This window comes from Clostridium pasteurianum BC1 (assembly GCF_000389635.1).
In the GTDB taxonomy this organism is placed as follows: Bacteria; Bacillota; Clostridia; order Clostridiales; family Clostridiaceae; genus Clostridium_I; species Clostridium_I pasteurianum_A.
This window is the reverse complement of the sequence record NC_021182.1, coordinates 1,578,134-1,604,570: the sequence shown is the minus strand read 5'-3', so window position 1 is coordinate 1,604,570 and position 26,437 is coordinate 1,578,134. Positions and strand designations below refer to the sequence as shown.

At 28.6% G+C, this 26,437-nt stretch carries 30 protein-coding genes and 2 pseudogenes; 8 read left to right on the top strand and 24 right to left on the bottom strand.

From position 1 onward, the window contains the following. Entirely contained in the window at positions 1-1,044 is a 1,044-nt protein-coding gene (locus tag CLOPA_RS07440) for a DNA polymerase IV (protein ID WP_015614821.1), read from the bottom strand. Between the two features lie 382 nt (positions 1,045-1,426). Here CLOPA_RS07440 and CLOPA_RS07435 point away from each other — a divergent pair, with 382 nt between their 5' ends. Continuing rightward, a complete protein-coding gene (locus CLOPA_RS07435; RefSeq protein WP_051115623.1) occupies positions 1,427-1,768 on the top strand; it encodes a DUF4865 family protein in 342 nt (113 codons plus the stop codon). A gap of 57 nt (positions 1,769-1,825) precedes the next feature. On the opposite strand, the gene CLOPA_RS07430 is transcribed toward CLOPA_RS07435, so the two are convergent. The 8 genes and pseudogenes from CLOPA_RS07430 to CLOPA_RS07400 all read right to left on the bottom strand — a co-directional run bounded on the left by CLOPA_RS07430 (position 1,826) and on the right by CLOPA_RS07400 (position 7,624). Further along, entirely contained in the window at positions 1,826-3,550 is a 1,725-nt protein-coding gene (locus CLOPA_RS07430; RefSeq protein ID WP_015614820.1) for a MutS-related protein, read from the bottom strand. A gap of 183 nt (positions 3,551-3,733) precedes the next feature. Further along, the gene (locus CLOPA_RS07425; protein WP_015614819.1) at positions 3,734-3,970 is read right to left on the bottom strand and encodes a hypothetical protein; all 237 of its coding nucleotides are present in this window, start codon (positions 3,968-3,970) and stop codon (positions 3,734-3,736) included. A 5-nt stretch (positions 3,971-3,975) separates the two neighbouring features. After that, positions 3,976-4,050, bottom strand: a pseudogene (locus CLOPA_RS26630) (hypothetical protein); the annotation flags it as partial. 55 nt (positions 4,051-4,105) lie between these two features. Beyond that, complete coding sequence (locus tag CLOPA_RS07420; RefSeq protein ID WP_015614818.1) at positions 4,106-4,609, bottom strand: GNAT family N-acetyltransferase; 504 nt, start codon at positions 4,607-4,609, stop codon at positions 4,106-4,108. Positions 4,610-4,822: 213 nt separating this feature from the next. After that, complete coding sequence (locus tag CLOPA_RS07415; protein ID WP_015614817.1) at positions 4,823-5,233, bottom strand: hypothetical protein; 411 nt, start codon at positions 5,231-5,233, stop codon at positions 4,823-4,825. Further along, a complete protein-coding gene (locus CLOPA_RS07410) occupies positions 5,205-5,384 on the bottom strand; it encodes a hypothetical protein (protein ID WP_015614816.1) in 180 nt (59 codons plus the stop codon). The genes CLOPA_RS07415 and CLOPA_RS07410 overlap by 29 nt, the downstream gene beginning before the upstream one ends. Positions 5,385-5,401: 17 nt before the next feature. Beyond that, on the bottom strand, positions 5,402-5,785 hold the full coding sequence (locus CLOPA_RS07405) for a hypothetical protein (protein WP_015614815.1): 384 nt from the start codon (positions 5,783-5,785) through the stop codon (positions 5,402-5,404). 618 nt (positions 5,786-6,403) lie between these two features. Further along, positions 6,404-7,624 (bottom strand): IS256 family transposase, encoded by a 1,221-nt coding sequence (locus CLOPA_RS07400; RefSeq protein WP_015614553.1) that lies wholly within the window; start codon positions 7,622-7,624, stop codon positions 6,404-6,406. Positions 7,625-8,330: 706 nt separating this feature from the next. Here CLOPA_RS07400 and CLOPA_RS24890 point away from each other — a divergent pair. Further along, positions 8,331-8,546 (top strand): hypothetical protein, encoded by a 216-nt coding sequence (locus CLOPA_RS24890; protein ID WP_155241881.1) that lies wholly within the window; start codon positions 8,331-8,333, stop codon positions 8,544-8,546. Positions 8,547-8,601: 55 nt separating this feature from the next. Here the strand turns inward: CLOPA_RS24890 and CLOPA_RS07395 are convergent, their stop codons facing one another. The 5 genes and pseudogenes from CLOPA_RS07395 to CLOPA_RS24885 all read right to left on the bottom strand — a co-directional run bounded on the left by CLOPA_RS07395 (position 8,602) and on the right by CLOPA_RS24885 (position 12,997). Then, positions 8,602-10,671 (bottom strand): glycosyltransferase family 39 protein, encoded by a 2,070-nt coding sequence (locus CLOPA_RS07395; protein ID WP_015614814.1) that lies wholly within the window; start codon positions 10,669-10,671, stop codon positions 8,602-8,604. A gap of 161 nt (positions 10,672-10,832) precedes the next feature. Continuing rightward, positions 10,833-11,812: pseudogene (locus CLOPA_RS07390) on the bottom strand (glycosyltransferase family 2 protein). Positions 11,813-11,933: 121 nt separating this feature from the next. Then, entirely contained in the window at positions 11,934-12,392 is a 459-nt protein-coding gene (locus tag CLOPA_RS07385; RefSeq protein WP_015614813.1) for a GtrA family protein, read from the bottom strand. Between the two features lie 149 nt (positions 12,393-12,541). Beyond that, on the bottom strand, positions 12,542-12,769 hold the full coding sequence (locus CLOPA_RS07380; protein ID WP_041710831.1) for a hypothetical protein: 228 nt from the start codon (positions 12,767-12,769) through the stop codon (positions 12,542-12,544). 63 nt (positions 12,770-12,832) lie between these two features. After that, on the bottom strand, positions 12,833-12,997 hold the full coding sequence (locus CLOPA_RS24885) for a hypothetical protein (RefSeq protein ID WP_155241880.1): 165 nt from the start codon (positions 12,995-12,997) through the stop codon (positions 12,833-12,835). Between the two features lie 879 nt (positions 12,998-13,876). Here CLOPA_RS24885 and CLOPA_RS07375 point away from each other — a divergent pair. Then, positions 13,877-14,197: a hypothetical protein gene (locus tag CLOPA_RS07375; protein WP_015614812.1), complete on the top strand. Its 321-nt coding sequence runs from the start codon at positions 13,877-13,879 to the stop codon at positions 14,195-14,197. After that, entirely contained in the window at positions 14,175-14,552 is a 378-nt protein-coding gene (locus CLOPA_RS07370; protein ID WP_015614811.1) for a hypothetical protein, read from the top strand. The genes CLOPA_RS07375 and CLOPA_RS07370 overlap by 23 nt, the downstream gene beginning before the upstream one ends. Before the next feature lie 154 nt (positions 14,553-14,706). On the opposite strand, the gene CLOPA_RS07365 is transcribed toward CLOPA_RS07370, so the two are convergent. The 3 genes from CLOPA_RS07365 to CLOPA_RS07355 all read right to left on the bottom strand — a co-directional run bounded on the left by CLOPA_RS07365 (position 14,707) and on the right by CLOPA_RS07355 (position 16,429). Beyond that, positions 14,707-15,375, bottom strand: a complete 669-nt coding sequence (locus CLOPA_RS07365; protein WP_015614810.1) for a DUF1048 domain-containing protein — start codon at positions 15,373-15,375, stop codon at positions 14,707-14,709. Continuing rightward, positions 15,368-15,712, bottom strand: coding sequence for a PadR family transcriptional regulator (locus tag CLOPA_RS07360; RefSeq protein ID WP_015614809.1), 345 nt, complete (start codon positions 15,710-15,712; stop codon positions 15,368-15,370). The genes CLOPA_RS07365 and CLOPA_RS07360 overlap by 8 nt, the downstream gene beginning before the upstream one ends. Before the next feature lie 138 nt (positions 15,713-15,850). After that, complete coding sequence (locus CLOPA_RS07355; RefSeq protein ID WP_015614808.1) at positions 15,851-16,429, bottom strand: site-specific integrase; 579 nt, start codon at positions 16,427-16,429, stop codon at positions 15,851-15,853. Between the two features lie 379 nt (positions 16,430-16,808). Between CLOPA_RS07355 and CLOPA_RS07350 the strand changes: the two genes are divergently transcribed. Then, positions 16,809-17,372 carry a DUF6609 family protein gene (locus CLOPA_RS07350; RefSeq protein ID WP_015614807.1) on the top strand — a complete coding sequence of 188 codons (564 nt, stop codon included), beginning with the start codon at positions 16,809-16,811 and terminating at the stop codon, positions 17,370-17,372. 196 nt (positions 17,373-17,568) lie between these two features. Here CLOPA_RS07350 and CLOPA_RS07345 read toward each other — a convergent pair whose 3' ends face one another. Continuing rightward, positions 17,569-18,168 carry a recombinase family protein gene (locus CLOPA_RS07345; RefSeq protein WP_015614806.1) on the bottom strand — a complete coding sequence of 200 codons (600 nt, stop codon included), beginning with the start codon at positions 18,166-18,168 and terminating at the stop codon, positions 17,569-17,571. 414 nt (positions 18,169-18,582) lie between these two features. On the opposite strand from CLOPA_RS07345, the gene CLOPA_RS26775 reads away from it, so the two are divergent. After that, positions 18,583-18,672, top strand: coding sequence for an alpha/beta fold hydrolase (locus CLOPA_RS26775; protein WP_431602569.1), 90 nt, complete (start codon positions 18,583-18,585; stop codon positions 18,670-18,672). Positions 18,673-18,961: 289 nt separating this feature from the next. Here the strand turns inward: CLOPA_RS26775 and CLOPA_RS07340 are convergent, their stop codons facing one another. The 5 genes from CLOPA_RS07340 to CLOPA_RS07320 form a co-directional block, all read right to left on the bottom strand. Next, the gene (locus tag CLOPA_RS07340; RefSeq protein ID WP_015614805.1) at positions 18,962-20,470 is read right to left on the bottom strand and encodes a sensor histidine kinase; all 1,509 of its coding nucleotides are present in this window, start codon (positions 20,468-20,470) and stop codon (positions 18,962-18,964) included. After that, positions 20,460-21,155: a response regulator transcription factor gene (locus tag CLOPA_RS07335; protein ID WP_015614804.1), complete on the bottom strand. Its 696-nt coding sequence runs from the start codon at positions 21,153-21,155 to the stop codon at positions 20,460-20,462. Before CLOPA_RS07335 ends, CLOPA_RS07340 begins: the two co-directional genes overlap by 11 nt. 200 nt (positions 21,156-21,355) lie before the next feature. Next, positions 21,356-22,099, bottom strand: a complete 744-nt coding sequence (locus CLOPA_RS07330; protein ID WP_015614803.1) for an ABC transporter permease — start codon at positions 22,097-22,099, stop codon at positions 21,356-21,358. Continuing rightward, positions 22,080-22,826 carry an ABC transporter ATP-binding protein gene (locus tag CLOPA_RS07325; RefSeq protein WP_015614802.1) on the bottom strand — a complete coding sequence of 249 codons (747 nt, stop codon included), beginning with the start codon at positions 22,824-22,826 and terminating at the stop codon, positions 22,080-22,082. The genes CLOPA_RS07330 and CLOPA_RS07325 overlap by 20 nt, the downstream gene beginning before the upstream one ends. 258 nt (positions 22,827-23,084) lie before the next feature. Then, a complete protein-coding gene (locus CLOPA_RS07320; RefSeq protein ID WP_015614801.1) occupies positions 23,085-23,963 on the bottom strand; it encodes a hypothetical protein in 879 nt (292 codons plus the stop codon). Positions 23,964-24,430: 467 nt separating this feature from the next. On the opposite strand from CLOPA_RS07320, the gene CLOPA_RS07315 reads away from it, so the two are divergent. Further along, entirely contained in the window at positions 24,431-25,210 is a 780-nt protein-coding gene (locus CLOPA_RS07315; RefSeq protein ID WP_015614800.1) for a transglycosylase domain-containing protein, read from the top strand. Positions 25,211-25,485: 275 nt separating this feature from the next. Here CLOPA_RS07315 and CLOPA_RS24875 read toward each other — a convergent pair whose 3' ends face one another. Next, positions 25,486-25,632, bottom strand: a complete 147-nt coding sequence (locus CLOPA_RS24875) for a hypothetical protein (protein WP_155241879.1) — start codon at positions 25,630-25,632, stop codon at positions 25,486-25,488. A gap of 322 nt (positions 25,633-25,954) precedes the next feature. Between CLOPA_RS24875 and CLOPA_RS07310 the strand changes: the two genes are divergently transcribed. Next, positions 25,955-26,374, top strand: coding sequence for a MarR family winged helix-turn-helix transcriptional regulator (locus CLOPA_RS07310; RefSeq protein WP_015614799.1), 420 nt, complete (start codon positions 25,955-25,957; stop codon positions 26,372-26,374). Positions 26,375-26,437: the final 63 nt, after the last annotated feature.

Below are 26,437 nucleotides of genomic sequence, written 5' to 3'. Positions count from 1 at the left end.
CTAAAATAACGACAATTGTTCAATCTTTTTTTCTTTAAAAGACGAAATTGATAGACCAATTAATCTTATTTTTTCTTCTAGTTTTAACTTTTCTAAAATATTACAAGCTTCCTTGTATATATCTTCTTCTCTATGTATATAACGTGTCAAAGTTTTGCTTTTAGTATGATTAATAAAAGATGAGGTTTTTATTTTTATAGTAATATTTTTTCCACTTAAACTTTTACTTTCCATAATGCTTGCAATAGAACTAGCGAAACTTTTAATATATGGTTTTATATCATCTTTATCATCAGTATCATTAAGAAAAGTGGTTTCTTTGCCAATAGATTTTCTTTCTCTAAAAATTTTAACTTCTCGATTATCAATACCCCGTATTCTATCGTATATTTCAGCTCCAAATTTTCCGAATAAATCTATTAAAAAAGCTACTGGAAGCTTATACAATTCTTCTATAGTAAAAATACCAATATCATTAAGATTTTTTACAGATTTTTTGCCTAAACCATGAACTTTATCTATAGATAGAGAAAATAGAATGTTTGGAACATCACTTTTTTTTATTATTTTAAGGCCATTTGGTTTGTTCCAATCTGAAGCTAATTTGGCTAAAAACTTATTATAGGATAAGCCTATAGAAATGTTGAGTCCAGTTTCTTTTTTTACTCTATTTTTTATAAATCTTGCTATGTATAGGGAATCTTTATTTACGTGAGTTAAATCTAAATAGGCTTCATCTATACTTAATGGTTCTATAAGTGAGGTTATTTCATTAAAAACACTAAATATTTTATTGGATATTTCCTTGTATCTTTCATATCTAACAGGAAGAAAAATTCCATTATGACATTTAGCTTTAGCCATGTAAATAGGCATTGCGCTCCTTACTCCAAAAGTTCTTGCCTCATAGGAGCAGGTGGCAACCACACCTCTTTCAGATATCCCTCCAACAATTACAGGTTTTCCTCTAAGACTTCTATTATCCATTACTTCAACTGATGCAAAAAAAGCATCCATATCCACGTGCATTATAACTTTATCCACTAAAATTTCCTCCATTAGAACTTTTACATAAATAATTCTTGCAATCTATATGAAAAGTATGAATTAATTTTATTCAATACCCTCTACTTATAAATAGGATAGCAAACGCATGTTCTGATGTCAAATTTAATGCGATAATATTTACTTCTCCATTCTTGCTATCATGCTTCCAACTCTTTTATTTAAATTATATACATATCTTTAACTTATCATAGGTATCTCCTGGTTTTATTTGATAAAACTGCTGATATAGTCTTTCTCAAATTGATCTAAATAATATTTTTTATCTTCATAGCTATTTATTACATATTCTATATAACCGCACACCTTTATATAATCTGCTTCATATTCTCCTTTTTATATTTGAAATACTAATGTTGGCATGAATAAGTTTCTCTTTGACGGGTATTATGATAACATTCTTAATTCTTTTGGTTGGCAGCAGATTAATATTGGGATTCCATTATACACCAAAATAAAGTCAAATTTCGCTGATAGTACACACGCTCTTGAAATAACAGGCACAATACCTGAAAGTGCTAGTTTAACTACTTTTAAGGAAGAACAATTAGATTTAGAAATTAACTATGAAATTCTTGGAGAAACTTTTATCTATAATCCAGACAAATGGCGCTTTAGTAAAATATATTTTTTTAAAGAAACGCCTTACCAACTTCATGATTTAGGTACAATTTATGAAATATTACACATATCTCTTGGTTAATAAAGAAGTTATAAAAGAATAACAGTTATTCAGTAATAATAAACAATTAATTTTCATTTAAACATTCCCATCAATCTTTCCTATAATTTCTTTTGGGTAATGAAGTATTTTAAGTAGTTTCACTGCATTCCTACTTTTACATATGCCATTTCTTAATTTATAATCAAAAATCATTCCTTGCTCATTTATATTTTCTATAAAATAGTAAAGTCCATATTTATCCTTTAATTCCTCTGCAAGTTCCATATCATGCGTAGCAACTATTGCAAGAATATCATTTCTTTGAAAATAATTTAATATTTCTATAGACGCATTAACTCTTTCGATTGGATTTGTTCCTCTAAATACTTCGTCAATTACACAAAGTATATTATAATTATCCCTTTTCTCTCGTATTATTCTGAGTATAGCTTCAGCTTCTCTAAAATAATAACTTTTACCAATCATTATGTTATCTTCTGGACTTATAGAAGTCATAACCTTAAAAAAACCACTATGGTAACTTGAAGCTGTTACTGTATATATGCTTTGAGCTAAAACAGTATTTACACCTATTGTTCTTAGAAAAGTAGATTTTCCTGACATATTTGAACCAGTTAAAATTATACCCTTGCTATCCATACTAATTGAATTTGGTACAGCTTTTTCTAGAAGTGGATGTATTATATCCTCAGCACTAAAATATTTACTTCTACTCGTAAACTGAGGATTACAGTAATTATTCAAACTGCACCTATAGGAAGCTATAGATAAAAAAGCATCTAATTCCCCAATACTTATATAAATTTTTTTTAAATCCTTTTTATGGTTATTTATAACTTTTATACATGAAAAAAATTCATTTTCTTTAATTAGAGAAATCATATAGAATAATTCAGTAAAAGCATTACCTGTACCTTCTATTCTGTTAACTTGATAAGCTTTTTTACTTATGCTTTTTACTGGTTTTAGACACTGATTAAGTATTTCTTTATAATCTCTCAATTCTTTTATGTCTAATTTAGAAATTTTATTTGATGCGCATATTAAATTATTTAGATATCCAATAGAAGAAGAATACATATAAATTTTATTATTAAGTTTAATATGTATTAATATATTTATAATAATAAGAACTATATATGTTGCAATCATTACCCTTATATCTTTGAAAGCCAGCAATATTATTACAGGTACTATATATGGGATAATGCTCAATACTTTACATATTGGTTTCCATCTCAGATCCATATCTATATCTTTCCATAATAATGACGGTATATCAACTTTATCTTTTTTATTAATTTTTATAAGTTCCAGAGCTAAAGACTCTCTTGATTCTATATTTTTTTCAAATACACTTATAATTTTATCTCTATTTTTTAATATTTCTTCATCAAATATTGGAGTTTTAAGTATACTATATAATATTTCTTCACCTGGAGATGTCAATGTCCTATCTACAATAGAAAAAACCTCATCCATAGTAAGATCACTCCAAGTTTGATCATCCAAATAAAAATCTTTTTGGGATTTTATATAATCGAAAGCATGTCTTATATTATGAAAATTTCTTTTTCTATCTACTCTTTTCCCCCATCTCCTAGTAAATTCATTAAGTGTTTCTTTTAAAATTAAAATTTGCCTTACATATAATACTGCTGCTAATATACATACTAAAGGTATTAATAAAAAAAGATACTTATATCTGCCATGTGTAGCAAAATTAACAATTATTATACCTGAAAATCCTATTACTAATAAAAATATATTTGATAAATAATTGATAAATATCTTTTTCAAAATAAATACCTCCATATGTACAACATTTTATATTAAGCCATAGCAATTATACCTGCAACGCTTGCTGTTAACTCTCCAATATAATACAGTTGCATTATGTCTTTTACAGCAACTTCATCACTCAGCCAAATAGAATCTGCTATATTTTCATAAAGCTATTTTTCTATAGGTATACGAGAGAATTTAACGATCACTATATTCTTCATGATAAAATCTCTCTCCTGTACTAGGATTATAATAAACTCTGGACTTTTTACCATTGCTTGGGTCCACAATTATCTCTTCAGTTTTCTCAAAGCCTGCAGGAATATTTAATCCATGGTTTTTCTTATACCTTTTATCCCAAACTACTAAGGATATAACAGCTAAAATAAGAAAACATAATTGGATCAAAATATAAAAAAATAATGCTTTTACCATAGTCCCTAATCCTTTTCAATTATAACAGCAGTACCGTAAGCTAAGACTTCACTCATAAATTGTCCAATTTCACTAGAATCAAACCTCTACTTTGGCTATTGAATAGTTACAATTATTATGTCTTGTTATACCTTATCAAATTACTTTTTGGAAATCCATTATATCTATTTTCCTTCCAAATTTTATAGCAATACCTTTGTAATGCGAACATTGTTCATATTCCAACTTTCTGAATAATTTAAGACTTGCAACATTCTCTCCGGAAATAGATACAATTATAGTTTCAAATTGATTTAGTCTCGCTATATTTTCCATATATCTGACTATTTCTTTACCATATCCTTTTCCTGTGAATTGAGGTTTTAAATATAACCCTAATTCTACAGTCTTATCATAGGCTATTTTTTCTCGAAATCGTGTTAAGAAACAGAAACCTATCAATTCATTATTAATATAAATTAAAAATATTTTATATTTATTATTGTTCAGGAATATACGATTTTTGAATTCTTCTAATGTGATTTTATCCCAATCAAATGTGGCTGTAGAATTCACTATGTAATGATTATAAATATCCAACATTATCTTCAGTTCATTCTCTTTTGCCTCTGTAAACCCAAATAAGTATGTTTCATTCATATAACATTTCCCCTTTGTGTATATTTACTAATTGTTAGGTAGGTAGGGAGCCTTGCGGCCCCTTTCCCCCTTAAGAACTGGTCTTATAATATACGTCATAACGTTCGTTCCCCCTAGCTAGATATGGTTTGGTGAAGAAATATGTCTTGACTTTTTCGAAGGATTGACTCTCTTACAGCCAAATCGTACTTGAATGCATTGCTATGTGACGTTTTATTTTAGGTCATCCCACTCTAACTCATTTAAAAATTTTCCCCATTCAAAACACATCAATTTATCCTCTTCAGAACCTTTAACACCTTCATTAACGAATTTTTTCGTTGCTATGTATATAGGATTTTTCTCTTCATCAAAGATAAATTTATAATCCAGTTCATCTATATCCCAACTATTTCTGAGAACTGCTTTCTTTCTATTCTCCAAGTCAATAAATACAATTTCCTCCGTATCTGGTATTTGATCTTCTGAACGAAAGACTATGTATTTCTCAGTTGCCATTTCAAATCCATGAAAATTATATGGCTCTATATCGCAACAATATTCTACTTTAAAACTTTCAATGTTAATCCTATATATCTCTCCACTATAGTAATCATCAATCAATAAACCAAACTTCTTCTCCATAACTAATTAAAAGATTGCTATATGCAATAATATATTTAAAATTACTATCTTTATTTATTTTATCTTCATAAGGTGTAAGAATTTTTAAATAGTTTTGAAGATTGTTTTCGATTTCTATTAATATAGGATGCTTTCTAATTTTTTCTGGCATAACGTTTTCTCCTTTTATCAAGTTATTTTCTTTTCCCTTATCACAAAACTTAATACTAAAATTGAAATAATAGATATGGCTGCTAGATAAATAATAAAGATATGCAAATTATTATTAGTACTCATAGGTAGAAAATTACCTAGTATACCTATAACAACTAAATTAGGATTATTAGGCAAATTAGTTGAATAAACAGAAAAAATAATACAATTATAGCTTTTAGTGGAGCTATCAATTACAGCACCACCTAAAAGTTCAATTGAACCTTGCTCTATTCCATTATTAGTTTGAGATATAGCTTTTTCTTTTAACCAACTTACATAGTCAGTTTTCTTAGTATTGGTTATTACTAAAATTAGTACTATGAACATGATTATAAATATTCCAATATATTTTTTCATGTAATCAACTTCCTATATATAAATTTTACTATACTCTTTTCTACAAAAATTGCATTATTCCTTCTTTTACAAAAATAAAAAGATACTCACATTATGAGTACTTAATTATATTTCCTTTTGATTATAGAAAAGATCTTTGATAAAAGTTTTTTATATTGTATATTATTGAAATCTTTGGCAATATTAAATTATATAAGTGATAGGATCCTTCACGATCGAATAGAGGTGAAAATTATGTTATTGAAATTTAAAGTTATTGGCCTTGAGTTCACCATACGCATAAGAAAAATACAATAATCTTATGCATCACTTCCCTAAGTATATTTTGGGATGTGAACCTTAAGGACATAGTAATAAATTAAAAATAACATGACTTTTCACAAACGGAATGAGCGGAGAAATCCGCTCTATTATTTTATAAAACTAAAAAGAAACCTTTTAAGAGCTATTTTAGAGTCTGTCAATAATTTTGTGTAAACTGCCATAAGAAATTTTAAATTAGATGTTTTTATGAGAAACTAGGTTTGGTATTAGAAATATAAAAACCTAGTTTTTTATATTTATTATATATTTTTACAGTAAAGCATTATAGCTATGACTAGAAGATTATAGGTAAATTTAAAAAATTACAGTTTCAAGCCTATCACTAAAATATATAGATAATTGAGCTAGTATTTGAGCCCATCCACGTATAGATTGGGTCCACTTTTTGCTTATATCCATTGTTGCTAGATAAAGCATTTTAAGTAAAGCATCATCTGAAGGAAATACGCTTTTACTCTTGGTTACTTTTCTTAATTGTCTATTATAGCTTTCCATTGCATTGGTAGTATATATTATTTTTCGTATCTCTGGCGGGTATTTGAAGAATGTAGAAAGTTCTTCCCAATTAGCTTTCCATGAGCGGATAGCAATAAGATATTTATCTCCCCATTTTTCTTCAAATTTAGCTAGCTCCGCTAAGGCTGCATCTTCTGTTGCAGATGTATATACTAGTTTTAAATCTGCATTGAATGCTTTTAAATCTTTATAAGATACATATTTAGAAGAGTTTCTAATTTGATGTATTATGCATCTCTGAATCTCAGTACGAGGATAAATCGCTTTAATAGCTTCTTTAAATCCATTAAGACCATCAACACAAGCTATAAGTATATCATTAACCCCTCTATTTTTAAGTTCATTTAATACTAAGAGCCAGTATTTTGATGTTTCATTAGCTCCAATCCAAATTCCCAAAACTTCTTTAATACCATCTAAGTTTACTCCAATAACTGCGTAAGCAGCCTTGTTTATGACTCTATTATCCTGTTTAACTTTATAATGTATGGCATCCATAAAGATTATAGGATAAACGGCTTCTAATGGTCTATTTTGCCATTCTTTAGCTATAGGAGTAATTTTATCTGTTATACCAGATATTAGTGTAGGCGAAGCCTCAAAACCATATATGTTTTCTAAGTGAGTAGCAATATCTCTGGTAGTCATTCCTTTTGCATACATACCAATAACTTGATCTTCAATTCCAGATATATCTGTTTGATTTTTCTTAACAACCTCCGGTTCAAAACTACTGTTTCTATCTCTTGGTACATCAAGTTGAAATTCTCCAAGATCTGAAATTACCTTTTTAGAGCTTCGTCCATTTCTACTATTAGATGTATTTTTATTTTTGTAGTCATATTTAGAATATCCCAGATGGTCATCAAGCTCCGCTTCTAACATTTCTTTAAGCGTATCGGCGAATAGATCTTTCAATGTTTCTTGAACATCTTTTGCACTTGTAGGCTTTGTTTCCTTAATAAGTTGTTTAATAAGTTCCTTTCTTGAAAAAGACATAATCTGTGCACCCTCCATTTAATAAGAATAATTATATCATCTTTATGGAGTTTACACAGATTATTTTACACTCTCATATGGTTTGTTACGGAATTTTCATAGTACGACTTAAAATCATAAAAATAAAGCAAAATAGCTCTCTTTTTTATATGCTTTGTTTTAATATATTATACTAGCACCAGTGTTGTGAAATTAAATATACAATTAAAACTCACATTATAAAAAGAGTGTGTCTTTTAGAAATTAAACCATATACTTATTATCCCAATGAATTCTACTATAGTATATAGTATTTGTAAGGCTTAGGTGGTGCACCCAGGGGGAGTCGAACCCTCGACCTTCAGATTTGTTTTAATAGACTTTTATTTTTCTGCACTTTCTTATAAATGTTGATATTACTAGGCTTTACTTGCTTATGCTTTCTAAACAAAACTATAGCTATCTGAAACTTTTGTGGGAAAAGTGTGGGAAAAATTTAATCAGCTTATTGATTGAATAATCTAGCTTTTATATCTTATACTAAGTCTAAAAATCTTTATTATAAATTTCAAACTTTAAATACTTGTGTATGAATGTAATCTTTTAACTATAATCGTATATTAATTTTATCCGAAATAGTATCCTCAAATACTTTTTTACAAATTAACACACGTTTATTATTGATATTTTATATAAGATATTCATTTTGAGACAGCCCCTGGGTTTTATGTTAGGCAGGATTATCATCCCCTATGATATTGGAGGACAATCAGATTATTTTTTATGTCCATCCAATATAAGTCTATATAATCTTTCAGATACTCCATTTACTATATATTTATCAGAAAGATTATTTGTTGATTTAATAGTAAATAAAAATCCGTTTGATAAACAGCCATTAGGTATTTTATCAAGTTTTAAACTGTCTATACAACACCGTTAAACAGCAATTTAATATTTATTAATTGATGAATAGTTAAAATAAATTCAAATAATCATTAGTTTAAAGCCGATGTTTTAGCTGTAGGATTTAAATCATATAGTTCAATATCATTTGTTCTACCGTAAAATCCACCGAATCCTTGATTTGAATTTTGTTTTTTTGATATTGTGGAAGAAGCCTTCCATTCACTATCTGGAACAACCTTCCCATTTGCTTTAATCCAGCTCATAATAGCACTATTTGAGTTGCTAGATCCTCCGAATCCAAATCCCATTCCTCTGCTATTACCTGTACTTGCCATAGCATATCTTATATCTCCATCATCAACTAGTTGTTTAAACTGATTTACAGTAAGTATTGGATCTGATCCACTAAATCCTCCAAGTGTCAATATAGGCTCACCAGTTTTAAGTATTAAATCTGAACCATAGTTCATGGCTGAAGGAACCTCAACAAGGTATTTTTCGTTTTTTCTGTTAGCTTCTAAAAATTTTATAAGCTTTGAGTTGTCAGTGGTAGTTGTCATTCCATATCCTTGCTGTTTGCTTGAAAAAAGTTCTAACCCAGCAGAAGGACTACTACCATTCATTTGATGAAACATGGGCGTAAATGACCAAACCGTTGGAGCTATTAAAATCCCTGTAAAAACAATACCAGTTAGTATTTTATTTAATTTGGTATTTCCTTGATCTGGAATATTATCTTTACTTCTAGTGATATTAACTATAGCTAGAATTATTGAAAATACAATACCTAAAAGCCCTGTTATTAAAATTACAATTTTATAACCATTTGAAGTGCTATAGTTATAGGACAGAATAAGTATCTCAACCAGCCCATTTATAATAAATGCCCCTGGTAAAATCCATTTCTTCCATCCATCTTCTTTGAAAAGCTTCCACATAGCTGTTAATCCAATTCCAACCAAAGCGGCAATAGATGGTGCCATTGTGGTTAAATAATATGTGTGAGTTATACTTTTTGAAAAACTAAAATATATAAACTCAGTCAATAACCATATGAACCATAATAATAAGGATAACTTTCTTTTGTTATCAAATGGATTTTTAAATCTTTCCTCTATTGCTGCCACAACAAATCCAATTAGTGCAAATGGTAAGAGCCATGCTATTTGATCTGACATATTATTTTTAGAAAACAATCTCACAATACTAGTATTTGAGCTCTGTCCCCCCATACCATATTGAAACGTAGTAGCACCTTTATCTCTTCCCGTCTGCATCCTGGTCATGGTTTTAGTATTAGTACGGTTTTTGCTTGATTCATTTCTAAATGATCCTTGCTGGCCTTGACCTCTACCAGTATTTTTTCCACCTAGTCCAATTCTCTCTAATCCATTATGACCTATTATAAGTTCCATAACTGTATTATTAGTACTACTACCTATAAACGGTCTATTGCTTGCAGGTACTAAATCAGCAATTACAGCCCAAGATAATGATACAACTAGAAGAACAATTGTACCTAAAACAAGATGTTTTATTCTCTTTTTAAAAGGTATGGCGGAAGAAAGAAGATATGTTATATATATAGCGGGAGCCACCATATATGCTTCTACCATCTTAATATTAAAACCTATACCAACAATGACTAAACTTAATATAAGGTATTTTAGTTTTCCTTTTTCAGCAGCTATAAAAAGAGCCCAACATGAAAGTACTAAAGATAAAACAAGTAGATTATCTATTGTATTATTTCTACTTGATGCTACAAATATAGGAGTTACTGCAAGACATAGTGCTGCAATTAGTCCTGCACAGCTTCCAAAAGACCTTTTAACAAGATAATATATAACCCAAACTGAAATTACTCCTGCAAGAGCTTGTGGAAGTATTATACTCCATCCGCTAAAACCAAATATTTTTGCAAATATAGTTTGTATCCAGAAACCCAAAGGCGGTTTATCAATGGTTACAAATCCAGCTGGGTCATAGGATGCAAAGAAGAAATTTTTAAAGTTCATCATCATGCTTTTTACACCAGCAGCATAAAAAGTATTTGCATAGCCTTCTATACCTATATTTGCAAAATTTAATATTGCAGATAAAATTAAAATTAGTGCTAGTAAAAGCTTTTCCCTTGTTGATTTTATTTTTTCCTTCAATTTCACGACCTCCTCAGGTAAATATCCATAGCTAGTAGTCAAGAAAATTTATTACTTGAGCTTGGATAGTGACAATTATTTTTGAATATATACATTCATATTGAAACTTTTAACTAAAAATCTTATAACTACCACAATAACAAAAAGTAAAATTAAATTTATTATTGATTAAGCTTACTATTGATTTTATTCTTTTTATCAGATCTATTATAATTTATTGTGCTAGCAATTATATAATTAGGTCTAGCTTTACTTTCATCAAAAATTCTTCCAATATATTGCCCCATTACACCAATACTTGTAAGAATTAAACCAAACATCAAGAGATTAATTGCTATTATTAAACCAAATTTGAGAATTGATGTATGATTAGCCATATTTTTTATAATAACATCCATAAGTAAAATTAGCCCTACTAAAAAAGTGAACCCTCCCAAATATGCAGCAATAACAAGTGGTTTATATGAAAATGAAGTTATACCATCAAAAGCTAACTTCAGCATTTTTTTCAAAGGATATTTGCTCTCTCCTGCAAATCTCTCCTGTCTTGTCATTTTAACAAAGGTCTGCTTATATCCAACCCAACTAACAAGACCTCTTACGTATCTATTTCTTTCAGGCAGAGAAATCAAAGCATCACAAACTTTCCTGTCAATAAGTCTAAAATCCCCTGTATCTACCGGAATATCGATACTAGTCATACTCTTTAATAGCCTATAAAATACTTTTGCAGTGAATTTTTTTAAAAAAGACTCACCCTGTCTCTTAATTCTTTTTGCATAGACAACTTCATATCCTTCTTTCCATTTTTCAATCATCTTTGGAATAACTTCTGGAGGGTCCTGGAGATCCGCATCTATTACAACAATAGCATCCCCTGCTGCTAGATCCATGCCCGCCGTTATTGCACACTGATGTCCAAAATTTCTTGAAAAATTTATAAGTTTAATTTTTTCATCCTTTTCACATATCTTTTCAACTTTATCTCTTGTGGCATCACGACTCCCATCATTCACAAACATAATTTCATAATTTTCTTTAAAGAATCCATGACTTCTTTCAATCTTTTGTAACTCTCATCAATAACAAGCTCTTCATTATACAATGGTACTATTACAGAATAAACTATCTCATTATACATTTATCTCTCACCTCATTATTATTTTAAATTGATTAAATAACTTTATACAATTAACGTATAAAGTATTACCATCTGAATATATGCATATTTTGTTATTTTTAAAAACCATATGAGGTTCACGCTATGTTTTTTTAGTACGAGGTACTAACTTTGCAATTGTGCCAAAAACCCAAAATCTATATCCTACAAAATTAACTACTTGAGCTAGTACCATTGAAATAATTTTTGCAAAGAAAGGATTCATGGAATTATCTCTCATTAATATACGTAAACCTATTAAACTTACTCCTAGGGATGCTGAATTAACAACAATAAATTGAACAACTTCCATTGTTGTCTTCTTACTAATTTTCGTATCATTAAAGCTCCAAAATTTATTTAAAAGATAGCTATTTAACGTACCACTAGAATAGGATGCTATCTGGCTTATGATATAATTAATACCAAATACACTATTTAAGAGAGAAAATATTCCAAAGTCAAACGTAGTATTTAAGCACCCTACACATCCAAATCTTATAATATGTTTATATTTTTCATTATTTATAAATGTATTGTAAATATTTTTCACAGTAATCATATATTCACCCCTTTGCTAAATTGCTATCTATATATCCCATCTCTTATACTATTTATTCCTGCCATCATGTCACTTGCTTTATACATATATGAAAAATAGCACCTGGAATCAACCAAATACTTATCCATATTTTAGTCTATATTTATATACTAATTTTTGTTTATGGCAATTCTATGACAATATTGAATACTAATTGTAAATAGTTCAATACTAAATTTCTTTAGCGTATTATATAAAACTTCTGAAAGTATCACATTAGCTTTTGAAACTGCATATTCAATTTCTCTTTCAAGTTTTCTTTCCCTCAAAGTAACTTTTTCAGAGATGCGTCCCTCAATTTTTTCAATGTAATGTACATTAAATCTTATACATGGCAAATCTTTGATAGAGATAATTATGCAGTTTTCCTTGTATTGGTCTATGGTCCTTTCAGATACTTTTCATCTTTCGGCTAGTTCCTTTTTAGTTGGGGTGGAGGTAGTATCCATGGAACCAGTGTCAGCGTATCTATAGTACATCCCTGACTTATGACATTCCAGCCACACATCACTGTATGGGTTGTTATTTCTAATTTCATATCTATAACTTACCTTCCAGAATTTCACAGGTAAGAGCACAACCTTTCACTCCATCTTTCTACTACATTTACACCGCTTGTTTCGGATAGTTTAGGGCTTTGTTTTGTGTAGCAAACTTACCCACAGACATGTGCCTTATATGTAGTTTCTTTTCGTCAGACCAGAGTCTTGCCGCTGGCTTCCTTCAGATCCCACCTCACAGTGGACACCCTCGTCTTAAGCTATGCAATTGGCACTATCAACCCGAGCTTGGGACTTTTACCTATTAAATTGCGCCTATAGGCTCACTGTAAAAAGCCTTGAATCATAGTGTTATCAAGGCTTTTCATGGTGCGTCAGAGAGGATCCGCCCCCCCGACCAATTTGCTTATTTACTATCAAATTATATATTTCTAAAATTCGCTATAACTATTAATCTTACTAAATTTATGAACTATTCTCTTCTAAAAGGAACTAAATGTTTCTAAAACTTTTGTGGGAAAATAAAAATACAAGCAAATTCACATTATCCGTGAACTGGCTTGTATCAATGTTTTGGTGCACCCAGGGGGAGTCGAACCCTCGACCTTCAGATTTGTTTTAATATCTTTTTATCTTTCTATACTTTCCTATAAGTGTTGGTATTGCTAGCTTTACTTACTTCTACTTTCTAAACAAAACTACAGCTATCTGAAACTTTTGTAGGAAAAGTGTGGAAAAAACTAAGTAAGCTTATTGTTTGAATAGGCTAACTTCTATTTCTTATATTAAGTCCAAAATATTTTGATTATAAATTTCACATACATTTAATCACATTAAAATATATTATCTAAATGAGTAAATTTCATCATACAGTTAATTATATGTTGAATTATACAGTTAATTATGATAATATAATTATAAAGCAATATATAAGGAGGTTGTATCATGATAAAAGAAAAAATTGACAATGATCAATTTGTATCTACTACGGATTTACAAAGATATACCTCTAAAGTTCTTGATAGAAAAAAAGAGATCTTTGTAATGAAAAATAATCGTCCATTTAAAATTATTATTTCTATTGAAGATTATAATAAACAAATTGATAGATTTGAAAATTTAAATGATAAATTGATTGAAGCTGAAGCTTATATTCGTATTCTTGAAGAGTCAAAAGGTAAAGTACAAAAGTTATCAGATTATGAGGTTCGTGGAATCAAATCAAATAAACCACTAATATTGAATGAAAATGATGGCTGGGAATAAGAGTATAAAAAATCATTATGACGCTATTAATCAATTAAAAGGAAACGATAATCATGCACTAAATTGGTTTGACAAAGCAAAAGAAGACTATTTTAATCTTGATGGTGATCAAATTACTTTTGTAGATAAAGGTTTAGATAGAATAAAAATTTTCGGTATGCAAGCTGGTGAACAATTACACGGTAAGCTTCATAATTGTCGTAAATTAAAGAATAAGAAGAAGGGTTTAAGAATTATATTTAAACAGGGAATCTCATCTGACGATATCGATATTATTGATATTATCGTTATTGGAAAACGATCTGATAATGAAGTTTACGATGAAGCTGAAGAAAGATTAAATAAAAATTTATAAGAGACATTTGTAGAAAGGTAATTTTCTACAAATGTCTCTTATAATTAATTTAATCCAGTTTTTTAATACATGACACATATGGTAATATTACCCTTATGAGAGATAATAGAAGTATCCGTGTCATGCATTAAATATCATGGTATTGTTATCTGTATTAAAATTTATCTTTTATTTTACTTATAAGTTTGTATATCCAATAGATTCCTAATACAAAAAATACGTAGTATCCACTTAAAGAAAACAATACATAATTCCTTAATACATATTGAAAAATACCCATTAAAATAATAAACGATGCAAATCCTGAACCAAATAGAAAGTTTTCTTTTTTCGATGACTTCCTATTTGAAAATTTGAAGCTATTTTTGCCAATGTATTTTACTATAGCAATAGATATAATAATAATTATTATAGTTGTTATAAAAAATGATACATTAAACTGGTAACTGATTAAAGATTTACTTGCAATTAATTTTGGTATATAGTTAAACACAAAATCTATAGTTAAAAGAATAAATATCCCATTTATAATTATTCCTAGATATTCTTTTAGATTATTAAATGAAATTCTCTTTTGACTTACAGATCCTATAATTGAATCACAAAATCCCTTATAATCATTTTCTATAGCTTCTTCAATTGGTTTTCCAGCTTCCTGGCACCTTAAAAACATATCTAAAATATCAGAAATAATTTCTTCTTTTTCATTTATTGAGCTTACTCTAATATAGCAAACAATATCCGTATATATTGCTTGATTTTCTTTATTAAGTTTTTTACTTATTTCATGATTTTCCTTTATCATTTTATTTGCTTCATTCATTTTCAGTCTCCTCTCTATAATCAATAAATATTTTATCAATGCTTTCTTTAAGCTTCATCCAGTTTTCATAGAAATTATTTAATGCTTCTTTTCCTCCAATGGATAACTTATAATATTTTCTTTTAGGACCATAAGGAGATTCTTTTTTCGTAGAATTTAGAAGTCCTGCTTTTTCAAGTCTTAAAAGCAGCGGGTATATAGTACCTTCACTCACTTCACTTAATCCATAATTCTTCAATTTTTCAGCTATTTCATATCCATAAACTTCATCATCATTAATAATCTTCAGTATACATCCTTCTAAAGTTCCCTTTAAGAATTGAGATTTATCATTCAATAACATCGCCTCTCTATTATGTAATACAAGTTAGCTTTACTATATTGTATTACATAGTAGGTTAAATGTAAATAAAATAGGTTATTAAATTAACAAAATTTATTTAATAACCTATTTTAAGATGAGAAAGTCTATACATTAAAGTTCTACAAGACGATAAACATCATCAATATCATCTTGGGAAATACCCAAATACAATTTAGTTATGGCCTGAGTAGAATGATTAAACAGCTCCATAAGCACTGGCACTGGTACTCCCTTCTTCCAGGAGTGATATCCAAAGGTCTTTCTTAATGAATGGCAGCCAACATGTTCTTTTATTCCCACTGCTGCGCAGCTCTCTTTTATTATTCTTATGGCCATATGTCGGGTTATAGCTTTATTCTCACCGTTGCGGCTGCTGAAAATATAGTCTTGATGATTTATATGCCCAAGCTTTCTTTTATGCTTTAAAAGACCTTCTATGGTATTTTTATTAAGTAAGAATTTTTTATCCTTACCGGTCCTTTGTTCCTTTATGTATACATGAGTTTTGAAGGTCTTTTCTTCAAAGTCATATACATCCTCCCATGTCAGCTGCAGTATATCTGAAATCCTTAGTGCTGTATTAAGCCCCAGCACAATTAAAGCATAGTTTCTCATATTTCCTGCTCCTAAAGGATACTTCTTTAGATCCTTAATTTTTTTCTCTGATCTTATAGGTTCAACTCTTTCCATAATTTAACTCTTTTTTTTGTTTTTAAAGGCCAAAATTTTTGACTTTTATTACCAATTATATTTTTTGTAAAGTCCGTATTTTAGGCTTGTCCCACGTGTTTATTTAATTCAACTAAATATATAATTTTATTATATTATGTTGAATTAATTTTTGCAAATTTACCTTTTAAAGATTAAAAAAATAGCGTGAGCCCTTATGTACCAAGGATTCACACTATTTTCACCAAATCAACACAATTGTCATTGTGTTGATTTCGGAATTTTTAATCTTATTGTGTACAATGTACCACTTAATCAATAATATGATATTATTTTGATATGTAATCAATACGGACTAGTAAATTATAAAGAATCTAGTATATATGAGGAGATTTCAGATATGGAATTATTACTTTCCAAAATGGGCTATGAAAAAGGTGAAAAATCAAGATTTTTAAACAAACGACTTTGTGGAATATGGCTTATTGGGATTGGATTTATAATTGTGTTAAGCGTAATTGTTGGAGGTAAATACCTCATAAATCCAATTGTATTTGTCATAGGATATTTTACGGGAATGATAATTATTTTTCGCTCTAAAACATTAAAAAAGAAATTTTCCTATGGACCACGTTCAAAATTCCAGTTAAATATGTCAAAAATATCAATAATATTAATGGTGTTACTTGCATCTATATTTTCTGGCAAATATTTTGGAACAACTAATTACAGAATGATATGGCTTGGAGCATTATTGGCAACAGCCATTCATTTTATACCATTTTCAACTGTACATGGGAAGTTATTATTATATATATCATTTCCATTAGCAATAAACACATTAGTTGGTATACTCGATGTAAATTTAAGTTTTTATTATTTAGCGATTATAGATGGTGTAATTAAAATTATATTTGGGGTAATTCTTTTGATGACTAAAAAACCACAGAAAATAATTGATTGAAATTCGCAACATTCTATTAATACGACACAAAGGATCTGTATTAAGCAGATTCTTTGAATTCAACACAACTACTGTTTTGTGAAATTCATTCTAAAATATAAAGTGTATCATATAACCTATTAAGTTACCTGACACACCTTTCCAACGAATTAGTGCTATTTAGTTGTGTCGCCACATAGCCCTAATACTGAAAATATTATAAATGTTCATACTGTTTAACAAGCTTATAAAATGTACTTTTCTTCAAATTGAGCCTCTCCATAGCTTTTACAGCTGTGATGTTATCGGATTTCCAAGCCTTATAAATATCTTGCCACTGTTCAGGAAACATGGCCTTTGGCCTACCAAGATGTTTTCCCTTAGCCTTGGCTATTTTAATACCTTCCTGTTGTCTTTGCTTAATATTTTTTCTTTCCTGTTCTGCTACAAATGAAAGTACTTCTAAGACTAGATTAGAAACAAAGTTTCCTATTAAATCTTTATATTGTGTAGTGTCTAGCAAAGGCATGTCCAACACTTTTATATCTGCACCTATTCCCTGAGTTATCTCTTCCCATTCCCTTTTGATATCTCTTGAGTTTCTTCCAAATCTATCAATTGATTTTATATATACTATATCACCAGATCTTAATATTGTTTTAAGGGCCTTATATTGAGGTCTTTCAAAGTCCTTGCCACTTTGCTTATCAATATATATATCACGTTCATTTATACCTAGAGATAACATTTCTTCAAGCTGCCTATCTATATTCTGATCTGTGCTGCTTACTCTGATATATCCAAAGATTTTTTTCATATATGGCGATTGCCTCCTTTTATTCAAAATGATACATATTAATTATATCACAAGTGTATATAAAGGTTGCTGCTTATTTACGTACGTGTTCAAATTAAATTTAATACCTTTACGGACTCAAATAGTATAAAAAACAAATAGTCTATAAAGGTGTACCTTATTGAACACTATATAATTAATTCAGAATTGTAAATTATTGTTAATATGGTGAAGTCATTAAATAATATGTTCTTGTCAAAATAAAATAAATTCAAATCTAAACTTAACCACGAAGTCATAAAGCTATTATAATATAACCATAAATGACCTCATGGTCAAAAGGAGTGATTCATAATAGCTTTATTTTGTAGTAAGACCGGTAATAAATCGGGAAAATCCATAGTTTTCATTTATGGAGGAGGATTCAACAGTTGGATGTGGGATACTCAAGTTGAATTTTTTAAAAATCAATATTATTGTTTGGCTCCTGATTTACCTGGTCATGGAAATAGCAAAGAGAAATAGATCTTGAAAAAACAGCAATTTCAAAAATTGAAGCCAAAACAAGGCCTGTTACTAATATCGAATATTACCAGCTATATATACATAAAAAGAACGTACATAGATTTGTGTAAATCAAATCTATGTACGTTCCCTACCATTGGACACATTTGTTTATTAGCTGTTGCTATTGATGCAATAAAAGATTCCACAGCAATTTGTTTTTTGTTTTAGATGTTTTATGAATTATGCTCATATCTATTCTTTTAAGAAGTTAGTGATTTTTTTAATTGAGTATTCTTCTGATAAGATTTTAAAGCTTAAACCTTACAATCAAGCTTATATAATTCTCTTCACATTCAGCTTCTATAGTTCCACCTTGTAATTCTACCATATTTTTCGCTATGGCAAGCCCTAAACCGCTTCCCCCAGTATCCGACGATCTTGATTTATCAATTCTATAAAATCTTTCGAAAATCCTTCCCATATCTTCTTTAGCGATTGTTTTGCATTTATTCTTAATACAAACTACGGAAAACTCTCTATCCTTCCATAAACTTATCTTTATATCGCTGGGTTTTACACTATATCTTATTGCATTTACTAATAGATTTTCAAATACTCTAACGATTTTATCAGGATCTACATTGACAATTATCTTTTCTTTTATAAATTCCTTTGTCACAGTCACATTGTTTTCTTCACATACAGGCACAAACTCCTCCACAAGCTGATCAAATAATTCGTTTAATACTATATTCTGCTTCTCAATTGCTACAGCATTGTTGGCCAACTTAGTGTATTCAAACAAATCATTAACCAGCACTTTAAGTTTTTCTGATTTATTATAAACAATGTCGATATATTGTTCTAATTGTTTCTCTCCAGAATATTTCTTACTCTTTATAACTTCCAAGTATCCCTTTATTGAAGTCAATGGAGTTCTTAAATCATGAGACATATTAGTTATAATTTCGTTTTTTATTTTTTCAGCCTTTCTCTCGTTTTCTATTTGACGTTTCAGCTCTTCAGCCATATAATTCACATTATCTGCTAATAATGCCAACTCATCTTCTCCTCTTTTGGATATTCTATAGTCTAGGTTTCCTTTAGCTATTTCAAGAAGTCCTGCAAGTATAAACTCAATATATTTCATTTCCTTATTAGTTAAAAGTAGAAAGAGAATTAAAAATGAAGTTAAGGTTACAATAGAAGACACTAATCTTATATCTGTTGTTTTGTACTCTTCAAAAATTTTTTCTTTAGAAGGTTGTCCGCTAATCACTATATAACCGTTACCATCATTGAATTTTATTGGATAAAAGTTAATAGAGTAATTTTTATATTCCATACTTCTTACGGATAGTATACCATTTTTAGTTTCATCAAATAAATTTTTTATTATTATATTAACTTCTATCATTATTTCGCTAATATTTTCAGACTTATATATTGCATTTCCATTCACATTACTAATGATTATTTGATAATTTTCACTGTGGTTAATATTTTGTAACAATTGCTTAATCCTTAAATTATCTTTAATACCAAGTTTTTCTTTTTGAATTTGGTTCGCAATACTTTTTGCTGGACCATCAATTTCTTTTAAACTTTTAATTAATTCGGTTCTTGAGTCTTGATCCTTTATTATCAGAAAATGTTCAGTTACACCCCCGATAATGAGAGAAGCTAAAAGACAGATTGCAAAGGTCAACATAATCTTCAATCTAATACTTTTAGAAATTTTTTTGAAAATGAATTTATATAAACCTATAAGAGAAGTAAAAGGCGCTATTATTATTCTTTGAAAACTAACTTTCAATTTTATAACCTACCCCCCATACAGTCTTTATAAATCTTGGAGTTCTAGGATTATATTCAATCTTTTCTCTAATTTTTCTAATATGTACCATTATTGTATTATCAGACTCAAGAAAATCATTATTCCATACCTCTTCATAAATTTTTTCTGCACTAAACACAATTCCTCTATTTCTAGCCAACAAAAGCAATATCTCAAATTCTCTTGCAGTAAGTTTTATATTTTTATTATCAAGCTTTACTTGGTGAGTATTTATATCTATAAGTAAATCATCTATTTCTATAATTCCTTCTTTTTTTTCTTCTGTATTATTTAATTTTTTATATCTACGCAATTGAGATTTTATTCTTGCTAAAAGCTCCAAAGGATTGAAAGGCTTCCCTAGATAATCGTCTGCACCAGTTGTTAATCCCATAATTTTATCCATATCCTCATTTTTAGCTGATAGCATTATAATTGGCATATTTTTATTTTTTCTAATGTTAATACAAGTTTCTATTCCATCCATTCCAGACATCATAACATCTAAAATAATTAAATCCACGTTATGTTTCTTAAGGACCTCTAAAGCTTCTATACCATTCATAGCTTTAATAACTATGTAACCATCGTTTTCTAAAAATATACCTACCAAATCTCTGATTTCTTTGTCATCATCAACCACCAAAATTGTTTCCTTATCCATAAAAACCTCTCTGAATTAAATTTATCTGATAGCTTGTAAAACACTTTGGCTAACTACTTCAATATATTTGTTCCTTTATGCATTTACAAAATTAATGCTACCATTATTGTAACACTTTAAGTTTGTGCTGCAGAATATAAATATAATAATAGGTGAAAAGGTTATATATACTTGATCATAGTTGTTTGATATTACCATAGCTAAACTTCTTTTTTATCAAACATATAATAACCAGTAGTAAAGAAGATAATTCCGTAGGCCACCATTAGTAAAAATATATTAATTGCTCTTAAAAAATTTGTTTCACCTGAAAACCAAAGTGAACTCCAGTTTAAATAATTAGTAAATATATTGCTATTAATACCTGGAAAAAATAAGGATATAACTTTTATTCCTATAAAAATGAGAATGCAGCTAGTCAAAGCAGTACTACTGCTTCTAAAAAATTGGGCAATAAAGGAAGCAAATATAGCCAAAATTAATGCAGGTATAACATCTATTAAGTAGCTGCAAATAACGTTAGATATGCTTGATAGGTTTATATTCAAGAAAAGAGCAGATATAGTTGAAACCAGTAATACAACAAATAAATTTATGATTATATAAATACCTATAGAAATAATTTTAGTAATATATACCTTAAGTCTAGTTATTGGCATAATTAGAACCAACTTTAGAGTCTTATCCTCAACTTCCCCAGCAAATAATTCTGATACTGCCATAAATATAAACAAAGGTAATATAATATTCGTAAATATGCTTAGAGCCATTAAGGGAAAACTTATTGAGCTCATTGCTATAAAAACTAATTTTGTCTGGATAGCTGTTATGAAAAAAGCAGATAAAAAGCTTGTTATTGCAATGATAATAAGAAATATCCAAGTTTTTTTCCTTGAAAATAGCTTTTGCACTTCATTTAGAATATTAGCTTTCAAACTTTCCATTATTATTTCCTCCATCTGCTATCTGCCTCATGTAATAATCCTCTAAAGAATTAAATTTGCTCTTTATATTTTGAATTTCCTCTCCGTTATTTATGAGTTTACCATTATGAATTATTGCAACTTTATTACACATTAGCTCAATTTCATGTACTAAATGACTTGAAATGAAAAATGTAGTTTTTTTCTTATTGGCAAGCTCAATTATTAAATTTCTCAGTTGAACTGTACCTTCAATATCTAAGCCATTAGTAGGTTCATCTAAAATTATTAATTTTGGATTTGCCAGCAGCGCCCTGGCAATAGCTAGCCTCTGCTTCATCCCTAAAGAAAATTTACTCACCTTTTCCTTTTTATATTCTGTTAAATTAACCATGTCCAACGCTTCTTCAATATTAGCTTCATTAATATTTTTATGAAATCTGGATACGAATTTTAAGTTAGCATATGCACTTATGTATTCATAGACCTCAGCCGTTTCTATTATGGAGCCCACATTTTTTAAAGCGGCTTCAAACTGGGTACATAAATCGTAACCAAGTATTTTAATTTTTCCACTTTGAAAAGAATTCAAACCAGTAATTGACTTCATTACTGTTGTTTTACCTGCACCATTAGGTCCTAGAAAACCAAATACATCCCCTTTATAAACGTCGAAGCTTATATTTTTAACCCCTCGTCCATTTTTGTAGAACTTAGTTAACTCAGCAACCTCCAAAACTTTATCCACCTTGCCTCACCTCATTCAAAATATGTATAAAAATATCGCTTTTAAATTAAACAAGCTAGCATCTTTTTTCCTTGGATAACGTGACAGGACTGAAGTCCGGTCACGGTTCACCTTTAAATAAATCAACTTTTGAGCTAGTATTTCTAACGATATACTAGCTCTTTTAATTTATCAAGTCATAGCTTGAACAAGTATATCTCATAGTAAATGAGCAAGTTAATTCTTTGCCCATTCAGTATATGACTTTTACTTATAAAATTATTTATATTTATTTTCTCCTCTGATGTCAGTTATATTTTTTACTTGTTTTCCTGCTAAATCTATCTTAGATGGAGTTGTATTGTTTATATTTGAAAGTTTCAAATCCACATTTAATGTAATCTCGTGCTGTTTACCCTGTGCATCTTTACCTTCTATAGTTATAGCTGCTGTTTGACTTGTGATTATGTCATCCTTACTAATCTTACCTGTTGAATTGACTTTTTTAATTACTATGTCGCTTTGAAGTTGTGGTAATACATTTCTTATACTTAAATCTTTGCCATCATTATAGTTTTCTTGCTCACTACCTTTAGTTAAACCAATTGAAGTTAACGCATTTACTAAAGGAGTTACTTCATTTTCATTCAAGTTTATGGTTACATTCTTTGTTCCGTCTGCATTGTTAGTAGTAGTTACTTTATCCTTCATATTTCCTACTAAAGTATCAACTACTACCTCCAAGCTTTTAGCAACAGTTGGATTTTGAACCTCATGAATTTTATCATGTTCGTTTGGACTAATTGTTCTTACTAAATATTGATCACTGTTACTATTTTTAGTGATGCTTTCCCCGTCTTGTTTGTAACTGTCAGAGGATTGTGTAGTATTTCCTTCTTTTAATGTAGTTGTGCTGCTCATTGTATTAGAAGCCAGATTTAGCTTTAAATTTGAGCTAAGATTCGCTTTATTGCTTCCGTTATCGACTACTGAGAGCTTTAAATCAACAGTTTCATTTTTTAAGTTTTTAGTATCTATAGCTGCTGTTTTGTATGCCTCATAGCCTGATAACTGAGATGCATTAGCTAGACCTGTACCCAAAAGCAGGCTACCTCCCACAACTAAGCTGGTTGCCATTGTAATAAATTTTTTGTTCATGTTTTTACCTCCATAAATTTATATTTTTGAAAAGCAATTTTCACTCTTCAAATAATATTTTACATTCTTTTTAAATTGAAGTTCTGAAGAAAACCTTAAGATTTTCTTAATTTGCCACTTAATTAAAATTGATGACTGGTCAGAGCAAATACATGAGTAAACAAAGAGTAAAATTTGGCAAAACAATGGATTTAACGCTTACTTAAAGCTTATTATGACAGTACCATAATATAAATTTATATTATGGTACTGTCATAATAAACAAAATAGATTAAAATTATATTAAATTAAAAGTTATTTATAAAAACTAAAATATATATCAAAAATTCATTTAACATTTTTAAGCCAATTTTAATCTTACATATATTTAATATAAATATAACAATATATATGAGTGCTTAAAATAACTTACGAATATTATATTTTTGCCAAAAGAGAAATTTAATTTTTACGAAAGGATACTTCAAATGAAAAAGAAAAAAACTAAGGTAAAAAAATCAATAAAACATTTATTTTTAGGTATTCTTATACTACTAATTATTTTCAACGCATTTATTTATCTTAAATATTGGCCAACTGTTACATATTTATATAAAAATGCAACAGTAAAAGTAAATAATTGTTCAGAAGATACTTTTAAAAATAGAGCAAATTCCTTAAATAATATGAATTCATCATATTTACAGTCCAATCAAATTCCCACCTATGTAAAAAATGCTTTTGTCGCTATTGAAGATACTAACTTTTATAAACATGGTGGAGTAAGTATAAAAGCCATTTTTAGGGCTATGTATTCTTTTTTTGCCAATGGTGGAGAAATAACTCAAGGAGGGAGTACTATTACCCAACAATTAGCACGAAATGTATTTTTAAATTTTGATAAAAGCTATGATAGAAAGTTAGAAGAAATGTTTATTGCCACTAAATTAGAAAAAAAGTTCTCAAAAGATCAAATATTAGAGTTTTATATTAATAATATTAATTTTAGTAATGGTGCTTATGGAATTAATCCAGCCGCTAAAAAATTTTTTAACAAAGATTGTCGCCAACTAAATCTCTCACAATTATGCTTATTAGCAGCTATACCTAATAATCCTGAATATTATGATCCAATAAAACATCTGAATAATACTTTACAGCGAAGAAATTTAATATTGGAAAAAATGAAGGAAAACAATTATATAACAAATGAACAATATAACAATGCTATTAATTATAAAATAGTATTAGATCTTAGTAAAAACTAAATAAATAGTGTAAACCCTTATGCATGAAAATACTCCTCCTATGATAACAGTTTTATTATTTAAACTGTCTACCATAAGGGGAGCATATCATATATAAGGCTTCGCTCTTGCTTTTTTATTTTGAAAGGGCAAATTTGTAAAAATTAATTCAACATATTATAACTAAAACATATATTATGTATAATTAAATAAAGACAGCTAAGGTGCATGAGATAGGGCTTTACAAAAAATATAATTGGTAATAAAAAGTAAAGATTTCAGCACTTTAAGGGGTATTAATAAACTGAAAATTTTGAAGTATTATTCCACATGGCATTAAATTCTTTGTCAAAATCTCCTGCTATTTTAGTATCATGTATAATAACTAAGTTTTCATCATTCTCGTAAGTAGCGTTGCTGGTATAAATATAATAAATTTTCATTTTGTACAATCTACCTTTAACCCTTGTAGCTATTCACTTTTTTTAAAATAAATCTTATATTAATGCAATTGTACAATAATCCTGTAGATATAAATATAAAAATTCATATAATAAGTTTTGCAACTGTACAATTTAATTATTAAAGTACACGTAAATTTCTCAATAAAATATACATATAATAAATACTAACTAGTAGGGGTAATACCACATAGCCGTGTCATGTACTGAAAAGTAGTCTCCATAAAATGTAATTTAATATTTATACTAAGTATCAATATAATAAATAGTTGAATTTTCATATATGAAATAATGGTGATTTAACATGGATAAAGAACTAGAAAGACAAATATTTGAAAAAATTAAATACTTAAACAATTTAGCAGTAGATAAATTTTCATGTATTTTTAATGAATTCAGTGCTACAGGTATTCAGTTTTGTGTATTGAGAAATATTACAGAAGGTATAACTATGACTGAATTAAGGAAATCAGTAGATTGCGTAGCAAGTAACATGACTACATTAATAAAAAGAATGGAAAGAGATAATCTAGTTTATACGGAAAAAAACCCTGATGACAGAAGAGAGACAAAAGTATATTTAACTGACCATGGTAAAAAAACACTGAATTTAATGGAACCTGAATATAAATCTTTCTTATCAGAATTATATTCAAAATTAACTCATGAAGAAAAAAATACATTAAATGAGCTGCTAACAAAATTAATTGATAAAAATAAATAAAAATTTTTTTAATATATTATTTCATATATGAAATAATATATTAATACGAGGAGTGAATAAATT

Coding starts and splice junctions, on each gene's coding strand:
- CLOPA_RS07435 (WP_051115623.1), top strand. CDS start 1,427: ATGAATAAGTTTCTCTTTGACGGGTATTATGATAACATTCTTAATTCT.
- CLOPA_RS07425 (WP_015614819.1), bottom strand. CDS start 3,970: ATGGTAAAAGCATTATTTTTTTATATTTTGATCCAATTATGTTTTCTT.
- CLOPA_RS07420 (WP_015614818.1), bottom strand. CDS start 4,609: ATGAATGAAACATACTTATTTGGGTTTACAGAGGCAAAAGAGAATGAA.
- CLOPA_RS07415 (WP_015614817.1), bottom strand. CDS start 5,233: ATGGAGAAGAAGTTTGGTTTATTGATTGATGATTACTATAGTGGAGAG.
- CLOPA_RS07410 (WP_015614816.1), bottom strand. CDS start 5,384: ATGCCAGAAAAAATTAGAAAGCATCCTATATTAATAGAAATCGAAAAC.
- CLOPA_RS07405 (WP_015614815.1), bottom strand. CDS start 5,785: ATGAAAAAATATATTGGAATATTTATAATCATGTTCATAGTACTAATT.
- CLOPA_RS07400 (WP_015614553.1), bottom strand. CDS start 7,624: ATGTCTTTTTCAAGAAAGGAACTTATTAAACAACTTATTAAGGAAACA.
- CLOPA_RS24890 (WP_155241881.1), top strand. CDS start 8,331: ATGTTAGGCAGGATTATCATCCCCTATGATATTGGAGGACAATCAGAT.
- CLOPA_RS07385 (WP_015614813.1), bottom strand. CDS start 12,392: ATGATTACTGTGAAAAATATTTACAATACATTTATAAATAATGAAAAA.
- CLOPA_RS07375 (WP_015614812.1), top strand. CDS start 13,877: ATGATAAAAGAAAAAATTGACAATGATCAATTTGTATCTACTACGGAT.
- CLOPA_RS07370 (WP_015614811.1), top strand. CDS start 14,175: ATGAAAATGATGGCTGGGAATAAGAGTATAAAAAATCATTATGACGCT.
- CLOPA_RS07365 (WP_015614810.1), bottom strand. CDS start 15,375: ATGAATGAAGCAAATAAAATGATAAAGGAAAATCATGAAATAAGTAAA.
- CLOPA_RS07355 (WP_015614808.1), bottom strand. CDS start 16,429: ATGGAAAGAGTTGAACCTATAAGATCAGAGAAAAAAATTAAGGATCTA.
- CLOPA_RS07350 (WP_015614807.1), top strand. CDS start 16,809: ATGGAATTATTACTTTCCAAAATGGGCTATGAAAAAGGTGAAAAATCA.
- CLOPA_RS07345 (WP_015614806.1), bottom strand. CDS start 18,168: ATGAAAAAAATCTTTGGATATATCAGAGTAAGCAGCACAGATCAGAAT.
- CLOPA_RS26775 (WP_431602569.1), top strand. CDS start 18,583: ATGTGGGATACTCAAGTTGAATTTTTTAAAAATCAATATTATTGTTTG.
- CLOPA_RS07335 (WP_015614804.1), bottom strand. CDS start 21,155: ATGGATAAGGAAACAATTTTGGTGGTTGATGATGACAAAGAAATCAGA.
- CLOPA_RS07330 (WP_015614803.1), bottom strand. CDS start 22,099: ATGGAAAGTTTGAAAGCTAATATTCTAAATGAAGTGCAAAAGCTATTT.
- CLOPA_RS07320 (WP_015614801.1), bottom strand. CDS start 23,963: ATGAACAAAAAATTTATTACAATGGCAACCAGCTTAGTTGTGGGAGGT.
- CLOPA_RS07315 (WP_015614800.1), top strand. CDS start 24,431: ATGAAAAAGAAAAAAACTAAGGTAAAAAAATCAATAAAACATTTATTT.
- CLOPA_RS24875 (WP_155241879.1), bottom strand. CDS start 25,632: ATGAAAATTTATTATATTTATACCAGCAACGCTACTTACGAGAATGAT.
- CLOPA_RS07310 (WP_015614799.1), top strand. CDS start 25,955: ATGGATAAAGAACTAGAAAGACAAATATTTGAAAAAATTAAATACTTA.